Annotated in this window: 13 protein-coding genes; 5 read left to right on the plus strand and 8 right to left on the minus strand. The window is 54.3% G+C overall.

Features of this window, described 5'->3' with window-relative positions:
- Positions 1-34: 34 nt before the first annotated feature.
- On the plus strand, positions 35-739 hold the full coding sequence (locus tag RT197_RS01970; RefSeq protein WP_312946755.1) for a CTP synthase: 705 nt from the start codon (positions 35-37) through the stop codon (positions 737-739).
- Here RT197_RS01970 and RT197_RS01975 read toward each other — a convergent pair.
- From RT197_RS01975 to yeaG, 4 genes are all read right to left on the minus strand, one after another.
- Positions 736-1,926, minus strand: a complete 1,191-nt coding sequence (locus RT197_RS01975) for a CynX/NimT family MFS transporter (RefSeq protein ID WP_312946758.1) — start codon at positions 1,924-1,926, stop codon at positions 736-738. The two genes, RT197_RS01970 and RT197_RS01975, sit on opposite strands and share 4 nt — an antisense overlap.
- Positions 1,927-1,953: 27 nt before the next feature.
- On the minus strand, positions 1,954-2,400 hold the full coding sequence (locus RT197_RS01980) for a DUF441 domain-containing protein (RefSeq protein WP_312946760.1): 447 nt from the start codon (positions 2,398-2,400) through the stop codon (positions 1,954-1,956).
- Between the two features lie 290 nt (positions 2,401-2,690).
- Positions 2,691-3,968, minus strand: a complete 1,278-nt coding sequence (locus RT197_RS01985) for a YeaH/YhbH family protein (RefSeq protein WP_312946763.1) — start codon at positions 3,966-3,968, stop codon at positions 2,691-2,693.
- 107 nt (positions 3,969-4,075) lie between these two features.
- Positions 4,076-6,010, minus strand: a complete 1,935-nt coding sequence (gene yeaG, locus RT197_RS01990) for a protein kinase YeaG (RefSeq protein WP_312946766.1) — start codon at positions 6,008-6,010, stop codon at positions 4,076-4,078.
- A gap of 432 nt (positions 6,011-6,442) precedes the next feature.
- On the opposite strand from yeaG, the gene RT197_RS01995 reads away from it, so the two are divergent.
- The gene (locus tag RT197_RS01995) at positions 6,443-7,189 is read left to right on the plus strand and encodes a MipA/OmpV family protein (RefSeq protein ID WP_312946769.1); all 747 of its coding nucleotides are present in this window, start codon (positions 6,443-6,445) and stop codon (positions 7,187-7,189) included.
- A gap of 94 nt (positions 7,190-7,283) precedes the next feature.
- Complete coding sequence (locus tag RT197_RS02000) at positions 7,284-8,138, plus strand: aldo/keto reductase (protein ID WP_312946772.1); 855 nt, start codon at positions 7,284-7,286, stop codon at positions 8,136-8,138.
- A 38-nt stretch (positions 8,139-8,176) separates the two neighbouring features.
- On the opposite strand, the gene RT197_RS02005 is transcribed toward RT197_RS02000, so the two are convergent.
- On the minus strand, positions 8,177-9,061 hold the full coding sequence (locus RT197_RS02005; RefSeq protein WP_312946774.1) for a D-hexose-6-phosphate mutarotase: 885 nt from the start codon (positions 9,059-9,061) through the stop codon (positions 8,177-8,179).
- A gap of 74 nt (positions 9,062-9,135) precedes the next feature.
- Positions 9,136-10,131, minus strand: coding sequence for a glyceraldehyde-3-phosphate dehydrogenase (gene gapA, locus RT197_RS02010; RefSeq protein WP_312946776.1), 996 nt, complete (start codon positions 10,129-10,131; stop codon positions 9,136-9,138).
- A gap of 341 nt (positions 10,132-10,472) precedes the next feature.
- Here gapA and msrB point away from each other — a divergent pair, with 341 nt between their 5' ends.
- Entirely contained in the window at positions 10,473-10,886 is a 414-nt protein-coding gene (msrB, locus tag RT197_RS02015; RefSeq protein ID WP_312946779.1) for a peptide-methionine (R)-S-oxide reductase MsrB, read from the plus strand.
- A gap of 42 nt (positions 10,887-10,928) precedes the next feature.
- Positions 10,929-11,204 carry a YeaC family protein gene (locus RT197_RS02020; RefSeq protein WP_312946781.1) on the plus strand — a complete coding sequence of 92 codons (276 nt, stop codon included), beginning with the start codon at positions 10,929-10,931 and terminating at the stop codon, positions 11,202-11,204.
- Between the two features lie 48 nt (positions 11,205-11,252).
- Here the strand turns inward: RT197_RS02020 and yajD are convergent, their stop codons facing one another.
- Both yajD and ansA read right to left on the minus strand, forming a co-directional pair.
- Positions 11,253-11,597 (minus strand): HNH nuclease YajD, encoded by a 345-nt coding sequence (gene yajD / locus RT197_RS02025; protein ID WP_312946783.1) that lies wholly within the window; start codon positions 11,595-11,597, stop codon positions 11,253-11,255.
- A 204-nt stretch (positions 11,598-11,801) separates the two neighbouring features.
- Complete coding sequence (ansA, locus tag RT197_RS02030; RefSeq protein WP_312946785.1) at positions 11,802-12,818, minus strand: asparaginase; 1,017 nt, start codon at positions 12,816-12,818, stop codon at positions 11,802-11,804.
- Positions 12,819-12,839: the final 21 nt, after the last annotated feature.

Genomic DNA, 12,839 nt, shown 5'->3' on the forward strand with positions numbered 1-12,839 from the left:
GTCCTTTTTCAGCTCAGACATAAGGTAAACTCTCATGGAAAACCCCTCCCAAACCTCTCTGCGTGTTGCGCTCATCGGCGATTACAATGCCGATGTTATTGCCCATCAGGCGATCCCGCTGGCCATTGATGACGCTGCCGCCGTACTGGATCTGGCCGTGGAATATCACTGGCTGGCGACCCGCGATGTAACCAGCGAAGACGATCTGGCAGGCTTTGACGCCCTCTGGCTGGTGCCCGCCAGCCCGTATGAAAATATCGACGGCGCGTTTACGGCGGTACGCTATGCACGACAAAACGCCATTCCGTTTCTCGGCACCTGCGGCGGCTTCCAGCACGCGATCCTCGAATATGCGCGGAACGTTATGGGCTGGGAAGATGCCGCTCATGCGGAGATCGACAGCGCCGGGCGAATGGTGATTACGCCGCTGGCCTGCTCGCTGGTGGAAAAAAGCGCGGTGATTGAGATCCGTGCCAGCACGCATCTCTCGCGGGCCTACGGTAAAGAGAGCATTGAAGAGGGCTATCACTGCAACTACGGAGTTGCCGCTGACTTTGCCCTGGCGCTGGAAAAAGAACCGTTGCACGTCACCGGCTGGGATGAGGACGGGGAGATCAGAGCCATCGAACTCGTCACCCACCCGTTTTTTGTGGCAACGCTCTTTCAGCACGAGCGAAATGCGCTGGCCGGACGCCCGGCACCGCTGGTGCAGGCGTGGCTGTACGCCGCCAGTCACTAATCGACGTTAATTTCCCGGTCGCGTCCGGCGCAGGCACCAAATACCGCCATGACTACGGAGAGCAGTGCGCAGGCCAGCAGCGGCAGATGCCAGTCGCCGCTGGCGTCGTGGATTTTACCCATCAGCGGTGGACCGCAGGCGGCAAGCAAATAACCGACTGCCTGCGCCATCCCGGACAGTGCGGCAGCCTGATGCGCCGAGCGGGCGCGCAGGCCGATAAACGTCAGGCCAAGGATCATCGTTGCGCCGGTGCCAAATCCAAACAGCAGCGTCCACAGGACCGCGCTCTGCGGGAAGAACCAGTATCCCGCTGCGCTGACCGCGCACATTAGCGCTGTCAGTGCGGCAATCCCGCGCTGGTCTTTGAGTTTGTAGAGGATCAGGGGGATCGCCAGACCGGGGACGGCGGTCGCCAACTGGAGCAGGCCATGCAGCGATCCGGCCTGCGCCTCGCTGTAGCCCTGACCGATCAAAATTGCCGGAAGCCAGCCGATAATCACATAGTAAATCAGCGAGTTAATCCCTAAAAACAGCGTGACCTGCCAGGCCAGCGGCGAGCGCCAGATGCCACGATTGTGCTGCATCCGTGAAGAGGTTAAGTTCGCCGCCTGCTGCTGACGACGACACTGCGGAAGCCAGAGCAGGAAAGCCAGCAGCGGAAAGGCCATCAGCATCAGCAGCGCGCCGCGCCAGCCGAACCCGCTTAGCGCCAGCGGCACGACCAGAGCTGAACCCAGCCCCGCCGCCGCACCCATCGTCAGCGAATACGCCCCGGTCATTTTCGCTACGTGCTGCGAGAAATCACGTTTGATTAATCCCGGCAGCAGGACGTTGCCCAGCGCAATCCCGCAGCCAATAATGGTGGTCCCGGTAAATAAAAACAGCGATGAGGGCAGCGAGCGTACGGCGATCCCGGCGCAGATTAACAGCATGGCGGCAAACAGGCTGCGCTCCATACCAAAGCGGCGCGCCACGCCCGCCGCCAGCGGTGATACCAGGCCAAACGCCAGCAGCGGCAGGGTGGTCAACATCCCGGTCTGCGCGGTGCTCAGCCCGTATTCAGCGCGAATGGCGTCCAGTAGCGGAGCCGCCCCGGTAAAGGTGACTCGCAGGGTGGTGGCAATCATCAGAATGCCGATAATTAACAAAATACCGCGTCGGCCAGACGCGGGAATAGCAGAAGTCATAATTTTCTCATTACCTGAAACAAAAGTTTACTGCTTGCCGATCACCAGCGAAACCAGCCCTGCGGCAATCAACGGACCTACCGGTACGCCACGGAACAACGCCACGCCGAGAACCGTTCCGACCAGCAGCCCGGCCACCAGTTGTGGCTGGCTGCCCATCAGCGTCACCCCGCGTCCGCCCAGCCAGGAAACGAAGATCCCGACGGCGATAGCCAACAGCGATTTCCAGTTGACGAAAGAGTGCAGCAGGGTGGAAGGCGGCAGTGAACCGCTGGCGACAGGCGCCATCACGCCGATGGTCAGAATAATAATCCCCACCGTCAGCCCCTGTTTTTCAATCCATGGGAAAAAGGTACTCAGCGGCGTAACCCGGACAATAATCAGTACCAGAACAGAAACGGCGACGGTGGTGTTATGACTGACAAAGCCCAGCGCTGCCAGTCCGAGCAGGATCAGCAGAGTGACATCAAACATCGTATTTTCCTTGCCTTGAAATGATAAGCAGACTTATTTTACGCAGATAATGCAGGGTAAGCAGGTTTTTTTATCCCGATGCGCCAGAAAAAATTGTAATGAAAATCATCTGCTTATCGAGTGTTCTGCCATTTGGTGAGAGAGTGTGGCGTTGAAGGGGTGAAGATAATGATCCTGAAGAAGGCAGACCGGATGCTTTTCACACGCATTCTCAGCAACACCCTGTGCGCCAGAACCGCGTTTTTCAAATAAAAAAATACCCCGGTACACGGGCACCGGGGTGATGAAGGTTAATCGCTGGTCACGCTTTGTTTATGAAACAGCTCGCGGAACACCGGATAAATATCTTCCTGTTCGCGGATGTGCTGGATCGCAAAGTTATCAAAGGTCGCCTGCAAATTTTCATATTCGCGCCACAGCGTTTGATGCGCGCGACGGGTGATTTCGATGTAGCTGTAGTAACGCACCACTGGCAGGATCTTCTTCGCCAGAATCTCATGACACAGCGGTGAGTCATCGGCCCAGTTGTCGCCATCCGAGGCCTGCGCGGCGTAAATATTCCACTGGGCAGGATCGTAACGCTCCTTCACGACTTCATCCATCAGCTTCAGGGCGCTGGAAACGATGGTGCCGCCAGTTTCCTGCGAGTAGAAAAACTCATGCTCGTCCACCTCTTTGGCCTGGGTATGGTGACGGATATATACCACATCCACGTTTTTATAGGTCCGGCTCAGGAACAGATACAGCAGAATATAAAAGCGTTTCGCCATATCTTTGGTGGCCTGATCCATTGAGCCGGAAACGTCCATCAGACAGAACATCACCGCCTGGCTGGAAGGCTCCGGGCGTTTTTCGTAGTTCTTGTAGCGCAGGTCAAAGGTGTCAATAAACGGCACGCGCTCGATTTTCGCCCGCAGTTCGGCGATCTCCTTACGCAGGCGCTCCTCTTCCAGCAACTGCACCGGCTCGCTGTTAGCCATGAGATCCAGACAGGCTTCCAGCTCCTTCAGCTCGCGGCGTTTCCCGGCGGTCATCGCCGTGCGGCGGGCCAGCGAATTTTGCAGCGAGCGAACCACGCTGATATTGGCGGGTACACCGTTAGAGGTATATCCGGCGCGATGAGTTTTGTACTCGTTCATCTGGCGGTGCTGGTTTTTCTTCAGATTGGGTAGCGCCAGATCTTCAAACAGCAGATCCAGATACTCATCTTTGGAAATCTGAAAGACAAACTCATCCTGACCTTCGCCGTCCTGACCTGCCTGACCCTGACCGCTGCCAGATCCGCCGCCGCCCTGTGGACGCTCAATGCGGTCGTTCTGCACAAAATGGTCATTACCCGGATGCACGCGGCTACGCTCGCCGCCGCGCCCCTGATGGAACATCGGTTCGTTGATATCGCCAGCAGGAATGGAGACCGATTCTCCACTGTCCACGTCGGTCACCGAACGCTTATTGATGGCTTCGGAAATCGACTGTTTAATCTGTGCCTTGTAACGGCGTAAAAAGCGCTGGCGATTCACCGCGCTCTTATTTTTGCCGTTCAGTCGTCGGTCAATGAACCAGGTCATATGCCCCCCGTACTGCTTCTGCCAACTATGTGCAGCGTCCGTAACGGCCAGCCCGTCAGACGCTGTCGATACAGGCCCGGTCAGCGCAAGGCGACCGGGCATTTATTTTATGATGATTTACGCACACGCAGATACCATTCGCACAGCAGGCGCACCTGTTTGCGGGTGTAGCCTTTTTCCATCATGCGATCGACAAAATCGTCGTGTTTTTTCTGCTCGTCGGTGGAGGTTTTCGCGTTAAACGAGATCACCGGCAGCAGCTCTTCGGTATTGGAGAACATTTTCTTCTCAATGACCGTGCGCAGCTTCTCATAGCTGGTCCAGTTCGGATTGCGTCCGCTGTTATTCGCTCTGGCACGCAGCACAAAGTTGACGATTTCATTACGGAAGTCTTTCGGGTTGCTGATCCCGGCAGGCTTCTCGATTTTTTCCAGCTCGGCGTTAAGCGACTCGCGGTCAAACAGCTGACCGGTATCCGGGTCGCGATATTCCTGATCCTGGATCCAGAAATCCGCATAGGTGACATAACGGTCGAAAATGTTCTGTCCGTATTCGGAATAGGATTCAAGGTAGGCGGTCTGGATCTCTTTGCCGATAAACTCGGCGTATTTCGGGATCAGATAACCTTTCAGGAACTCCAGATAGCGCTCTGCCAGCTCCTGCGGGAACTGCTCACGCTCAATCTGCTGTTCCAGCACGTAGAACAGATGAACCGGGTTGGCCGCTACTTCCGCGTGGTCAAAGTTAAACACCCGCGACAGGATCTTAAACGCAAAGCGCGTCGAGAGACCGTTCATGCCTTCATCAACACCGGCGTAGTCGCGATACTCCTGATAGGATTTCGCTTTCGGATCGGTATCTTTCAGGCTTTCACCGTCATACACGCGCATTTTCGAGTAAGCGCTGGAGTTTTCCGGCTCTTTCAGACGCGAAAGAATGGTGAAGCGGGCCAGCGTTTCCAGGGTGCCGGGCGCGCACGGTGCCTGCGCCAGTTCGCTGTGATTCAGCAGCTTCTCGTAAATTTTGATCTCTTCGGAGATCCGCAGGCAGTAAGGCACTTTGACAATGTAAACACGGTCAAGGAACGCCTCATTGTTCTTGTTATTACGGAAGGTCACCCATTCCGATTCGTTGGAGTGGGCAAGGATAATCCCGTTAAACGGCAGGGCGGAAATCCCCTCAGTACCGTTGTAGTTACCCTCCTGGGTGGCGGTCAGCAGCGGATGCAGCACCTTGATTGGCGCTTTAAACATCTCGACGAATTCCATGACCCCCTGGTTGGCGCGGCACAGAGCGCCAGAATAGCCGTAGGCGTCAGGATCGTTCTGCGCGTGGTTCTCCAGTTTGCGGATGTCCACTTTACCCACCAGCGCCGAAATATCCTGGTTGTTCTCATCGCCAGGTTCGGTTTTGGCAATCGCAATCTGTTCGAGAATGGAAGGCCAGACCTTCACGACGCGGAATTTGGTGATATCACCGCCAAACTCATGCAGACGTTTTGCCGCCCACGGCGACATGATCGTGCCGAGATAGCGACGCGGAATGCCGTATTCTTTGTCGAGAATTTGCGCGTCTTCCTGCGGATTAAACAGGCACAGCGGATGATCGTTGACCGGGCTGCGTTCGCCGTTGGCGCTCAGCACGTAAATCGGCACCCGCTGCATCAGCGCTTTCAGCCGTTCCGCCAGCGAAGATTTACCGCCGCCGACCGGCCCCAGCAAATACAGGATCTGTTTCTTCTCTTCCAGGCCCTGAGCCGCATGTTTCAGGTACGAAACAATTTGCTCAATGGCCTCTTCCATTCCGTAAAACTCCTCAAAGGCCGGGTAGCGTGCGATGACCCGGTTCGAAAAGAGACGAGATAGCCGTGGTTCCTGAGCAGTATCAACCATCACTGGCTCACCGATTGCCGTCAATAGCCGCTCCGCCGCGTTGGCGTAAGCGCTACGATCCTGGCGGCAAATAGTAAGAAATTCCTGCAGTGTGAACTCTTCGTCCTTGGCAGCTTCATAACGCTGGCGGTAGTGATCGAATATATTCATGGCATGCCGTCCTTTCGTTTTTAGCACAGGTAAAGAGCCGTTCATATGAATAGTAGAGGCTCCCGGAAGAGGTAGGCTGAACGACGCTCGTTCACACTCCAGCAACCATTATGCCAGGTTAGAGGAGGCCAGAAGATAGCGTGCCCGGCGATACACCTTCTAAATAAAGCGTAGATGGCATTTGAAAAACTTGCATGCGAGCCAGCACTAATTTCAATGACATATCAACGACTCATCAGGAAAAAAATTATGCCGCTGTTCTTTATTCGCTGACGGGTCATGCTGGTGTAAAAAAACGGTAATCCTTTTGCCATATCTGCAAAACAGAGTAATAAGTTTGTCTAAGTAAGTATCTTGTAAATTACTTGGGATGTCGGTAAAGGGCGGTTACACTCCATCAGCGGATAATTTGACTACGGGAAAGAGTGAATTGTGACTAAATTCAAACTTCTGGCACTTGGTGTGCTTATTGCTTCTTCGGCCTCAGTTGCCCAGGCGGCTGGCCCCTGGACGGTGGGTGCAGGTGTGGGCGTCGTACAGAACCCCTACAAACAATACGATGATGATGTCTATCCAGTACCGGTTGTAGCCTATGAAGGCGATGATTTCTGGTTCCGTGGGCTCGGCGGGGGTTACTACCTGTGGAATGACACCACCGATAAACTTTCTGTGACGGCCTATTACTCGCCGCTGCATTTTAAGCCTCATGACAGCGACAATAACCAGTTACGCCAGCTCGATCGCCGTCGCTCAACGGTGATGGCCGGTCTGACCTACGTGCATAACACGCCATACGGCTTCCTGCGCACCACGCTGGCCGGGGATACGCTGGATAACAGCAACGGCATTACCTGGGATCTGGCCTGGTTATATCGCTACACCAGCGACCGCTGGCATATCACGCCCGGCATTGGGGTAGAGTGGAGCAGCGAGAATCAGAACGAATACTACTACGGTGTTTCCGGTAAAGAGGCACGTCGTAGCGGTCTGAACAGCTACGATCCTAACAGTAGCTGGAATCCGTATGCGGAACTGGCGGTCAGCTACAGCCTGACCGATAACTGGAACATTTACGGTTCTGGTCGCTATACGCGCCTGTCGGATGAAGTCACCGATAGCCCGATGGTGGACAAGTCCTGGTCAGGCGTATTCTCAACCGGCGTGACCTACACTTTCTAATCGGGCATTTAAACAGGGCATTTCATGCAATAAAACAGAGCGCTTGCGCTCTGTTTTGCATTACGGTAGTGCAGTAAACGTCTCAGGAGGAGTTATGACAGATAAAGTTATTCAGTTCAGTCATCAGGCCACGCTTCCTGCCATTGGTCAGGGGACGTGGTATATGGGCGAAAGCCGCAGCCAGCGCAGCACGGAAGTGGCGGCGCTACGGGCTGGCGTCGAGCAGGGACTGACGCTTATCGACACCGCAGAAATGTACGCTGACGGTGGGGCGGAAGAAGTGGTCGGCGAGGCGCTGAAGGGGATCCGCGATAACGTTTTTCTGGTGTCCAAAGTGTACCCGTGGAATGCCGGAGGCAAAAAAGCAATTGCCGCCTGCGAAGCCAGCCTGCGACGGCTGGGCACTGACCATCTTGATCTTTACCTTCTGCACTGGCGCGGCAATTATGCCCTGGAAGAGACGGTAGAGGTCATGGAGACGCTGATCGCGCAGGGTAAAATTGCCCGCTGGGGCGTGTCTAATCTCGACTATGACGATTTACAGGAACTGTGGCAGGTTGAGGGTGGCGAGCAGTGCGCAACCAATCAGGTGCTTTACCATCTGGCCTCGCGCGGAATTGAATATGATTTACTGCCGTGGTGCCAGCAACAGTCGCTGCCGGTGATGGCCTATTGTCCGCTCGCTCAGGCCGGACGTCTGCGTAGCGGTTTACTCAATAACAGTACGGTGACGGAGATTGCCCGTGCGCATAACGCCACCGCCGCGCAAATTTTGCTGGCATGGGTGATTAGTCATCAGGGCGTGATGGCAATCCCGAAAGCGTCAAGCGTGGCGCACGTTGAAGAAAATGCCGCTGCGTTAAAGATTGATTTAAGCGCGGACCAGTTGGCGAAGCTGGATAAGGCGTTCCCGGCGCCACAGCGCAAAATGCCACTCGACGTGGTGTAACGGATAAAGCGCCCGGATAAGGGCGCTTTGCAACGGACTTAGCGTTTCGCGACGCGAATAGTTTGCGCCAGGCGAGACGGTTTCTCTTCGCTGGTTTTCTGCGCGGTGGTGGCGCAGGCCGTTTCCACGCAAACAAACGTTTTATAACCGTCGTCCGGCATATCGCCCATGCTCGCGGACAGCGCCGGGCCTGGGTTCCAGCCCACCACATCGCAATGGTGATGATGGATCACTTCGATGCTGCGATTCAGCGCCGCGTCATGGATCACGCTGCACGCTTCCGGGTGGGTATACACGCGGTCGGTACGATCCGGGAAAGTCTGCACGCCATCCGCCAGCTCGCCCTGCCGGGCATCATTCACTTTGTCGATATAGCTGTTGCCAAGACCGCTCACTTTCACCGCGCTGATATCGCCCACGTTGAAATAGGTATGCAGGGCGGAAGTGGTTTCGAACTCGCCGTGCGCTTCCAGTTCGATTTCGCAGGTTTTACCCAGCTTGAAGCGCGCATACAGCGTGAAGTCATGCGGCCAGAATTTGCGCGATTCATCGCTGCTCTGCAATTCAAACGTCAGCACGACGCCATTATCATCTTCATTGTGCGCTTTCAGCGTCCAGGGCAGGTTACGTGCAAAGCCGTGAGAGGGCAGACCCTGCTGCGCAGCAGGTCCGAACCACGGCCAGCACACCGGCACGCCGCCGCGCAGCGCTACGCCGGTTTTAAACGGCGTGTTGCCGCTCAGCCACAGCACTTCTTCTTCGCCTGCGGGTTTCCAGGAGAGCAGATGAGCGCCCTGTAAGGCGAAGGACGCTTTAACCTGCGGATGATCGACAACAATGACATCCAGCTCATCAAGCTGACGTTGGGAAAGAACCGGGGTGATCTGTTCGACTACAGGTAAAGCAAAAATTTTATTAATCATTGAGTGCAATCCTCTGTCTTCAAAACAAAAAAAGAGCGACCGAAGTCGCTCTTTTGGATGAGTGTCTCATCTGCTTATTTGGAGATGTGAGCAATCAGGTCCAGAACTTTGTTGGAGTAACCGGTTTCGTTGTCGTACCAGGAAACCAGTTTCACGAAGTTGTCGTTCAGTGCGATACCGGCTTTAGCATCGAACACGGAAGTGCAAACTTCGCCGTTGAAATCGGTAGAAACAACGTCGTCTTCGGTGTAACCCAGAACGCCTTTCATGTCGCCTTCAGAAGCGGCTTTGATGGCTTTCTTGATTTCTTCGTAAGAGGCTGCTTTTTCCAGACGAACGGTCAGGTCAACAACGGATACGTTCGGAGTCGGAACGCGGAACGCCATACCAGTCAGTTTGCCATTCAGTTCTGGCAGTACTTTACCTACAGCTTTAGCAGCGCCGGTAGAGGACGGGATGATGTTCTGGGAAGCGCCACGGCCGCCGCGCCAGTCTTTGTGAGACGGGCCATCAACGGTTTTCTGCGTTGCGGTAGTCGCGTGAACAGTGGTCATCAGACCTTCGATGATGCCGAAGTTGTCGTTGATAACTTTAGCCAGCGGTGCCAGGCAGTTGGTGGTGCAGGATGCGTTAGAAACGATGTCCTGGCCTTCGTATTTGTCAAAGTTAGCGCCTTTAACAAACATCGGGGTGTTGTCTTTGGACGGGCCAGTCAGAACAACTTTTTTCGCGCCAGCAGTGATGTGCTTACGAGCAGTTTCGTCGGTCAGGAAGATACCGGTAGCTTCAGCAACAACGTCAACGCCGATTTCGTTCCATTTCAGGTTAGCCGGGTCTTTTTCAGCGGTAACACGGATGGTTTTACCGTTAACAACCAGGTGGCCGTCTTTCACTTCTACGGTACCGTTGAAACGGCCGTGAGTGGAGTCATATTTCAGCATGTACGCCATGTACTCAGCGTCCAGGAGATCGTTGATACCAACGATTTCGATGTCAGAACGTTCCTGAGCAGCACGGAAAACAATGCGACCGATACGGCCAAAACCGTTGATACCTACTTTGATAGTCATATATTCCACCAGCTATTTGTTAGTGAATAAAAGGTTGCCTGTAAAATTACAAAAACCTTACGCAGCGTCAAGCGGAATCGTGTCAATCATTGCGACAAATCAATCCTCTGCCTAACCTTTGGACGACTGACCCGTTCCACTTTTCCTTTGGGCTGAAAACCACATATGGGCTGCGCCCGGAATTTTAAAGGGCTACCCGCAGAAAAATGTGAGTAACGTCACAATTTTCGGGGTGGCTTTGCACAACGGATAAGTTTAGAACAAATAGCGGGACTATGATGTTAATGTTTTGTTAGAATAGGCTTATAAATGTAAGTGCGACTACAGCGAGATGTATGAAAATGGCTAACAAACCATCACCAGAAACCCTGAAAAAAACGCTGAGCGAAATGCAATTTTATGTGACGCAAAATCATGGTACTGAGCCGCCGTTTACCGGTCAGTTACTGCACAATAAGCGCGAAGGCGTTTACCATTGTCTGGTTTGCGACGCGCCGTTGTTCAATTCGCAATCAAAATACGAGTCCGGCTGTGGCTGGCCAAGCTTTTATGAGCCAGTCAGTGAAGAGGCGGTGCGCTCGCTGAACGATTACTCCCACGGGATGCAACGCATTGAAATTCGATGTGGAAATTGCGATGCCCACCTCGGACACGTCTTCCCGGATGGCCCGCAGCCCACCGGTGAACGCTTCTGCGTGAACTCGGCCTCTCTGAGTTTTACCGATGATGATAACGGCGAGCAAATCAAAGGCTGAAAAATCGATTCAGCAAATTATTCCATTGGCAGGAGCAACAGCGTGGAGCTTGAGACGCTTATTGAGAGTATGACGCCGGAAGTTTATCAACGTCTGGCAACCGCAGTGGAAACAGGCAAATGGCCTGATGGGGTGGCGCTGACGCCTGAACAGAAAGAGAACAGCCTGCAACTGGTGATGCTCTGGCAGGCACGGCATAACACTGACGCTCAGCATATGACCATTGATACGCGCGGGCAGATGGTGATGAAAAGCAAGCAGCAGCTGAAAGAGGATTTCGGCATCGCGCCCCGGTCGATTGCCACCTTCAAATCCTGATCCTTTCTGGCCCGGTAAACTGATGTTGTCGGGCCATCGTTAACGTTCTTATTTTTTGTTCATCATCGCTTTCAGATCGGCGAAGGGATTATATTTCGCTGCGCCCACGCTATCCTGCGCATCTTCTCCGGCGACCACCGTCGTCCCATACATATCCGCTTCGGTATATTTTGAATGCTCGTGGTCGTGGCAATACAGACACAGCATTTCCCAGTTACTGCCATCTTCCGGGTTGTTGGAATGATCGTGATCGATATGATGCACCGTCAGCTCGCGCAGATTTGAATACACAAACTCACGGCTACAACGCCCGCACACCCACGGAAATAGCTTAAGCGCTTTCTCGCGGTAGCCGGATTCCAGCCGGGCATAGTTTTTAGGGATAAATGCCATGATAAAAAACCTCACAAAAAGTTAATTACGCCTATGGTAGCAGGCATTCCCGCGCCGCTGTTAATGCAATTACGTGAAAAAACAGTCGGCCGATTTTCGGTTGGCACCATCCGCCTGAACCCGCACAATAATCGGCGGGCCGGCGTGGCTGCTTGCGCATGGGGGAAGGGCGAAAGGGTTAAAACGGCCCTGACGGGCCGACGGTTATTCGTCCGGCGTCAGTTCACCGCGCAGATTCTGCATCATGGCAGTGCGGATGGCGTCCGGGGTTAAATTCTGGCTTAGCAGATAGTGCAGCTTGGTCAGGGTCGCTTCCACCGTCATATCAAAACCGCTAATCACGCCAGCGTGTGCCAGAGCATTGCCGGTGGCATAGCCGCCCATATTGACCTTGCCCGACATGCACTGCGTCAGGTTAATGACGACGATCCCGCGCTGGCTGGCGTCCGCCAGTTCCTCAAGAAACTCACCGTTCTGCGGGGCATTGCCCACGCCGTACGAACGCAGAATCAGCGCTTTCACCGGCTGGCGCAGGAAATTGCGCACCACGTCGGCTGAAATGCCCGGATAAATCGTCACCACCCCGATGGGCTGCGGTGTAATAGGGTGCACGAGCAGCTCGCCGGTGCCCTGTGGGGCGGGCGGTGTACCGAGGCGGCGAATATGAATACCCGCTTCCAGCAAAGGTTGCAGATTGGGCGAGGCGAAGGCGTTAAAACCGTCGGCGTGGGCTTTAGTGGTGCGATTGCCGCGATACAGTTGGTTATTGAAAAACAGCGTCACTTCGTTGATAGGGTAATTCGCCGCCACGTATAACGCATTCAGCAAATTTATCTGTCCGTCGGAGCGCAGTTCTGCCAGCGGGATTTGTGACCCTGTCACAATCACCGGTTTGCCAAGATTCTCCAGCATGAACGAGAGCGCCGAGGCGGTATAGGCCATGGTGTCGGTGCCGTGCAGGATTACGAAGCCGTCATAGTCGTCGTAATGCGCCTTAATATCTTCGGCGATATGCTGCCAGTCCTGCGGCGTCATATCCGAAGAGTCCATCAGCGGCTGATATTCATGGATTGTAAACTGCGGCATTTCCTGGCGATGGAACTCTGGCATCTGGGCCAGTTGCTGCTGAAGATGACCGGAAACAGGAATGTAACCCTGGTCGGAACGCTGCATCCCGATGGTGCCGCCGGTATAGGCGACGTAAATGGATTTCTTTTGCATGATAGTTTCTTAGGGTGAAAA

Origin of the sequence: Superficieibacter sp. (assembly GCF_032071645.1) — a bacterium.
Classification (GTDB): Bacteria; Pseudomonadota; Gammaproteobacteria; order Enterobacterales; family Enterobacteriaceae; genus Superficieibacter.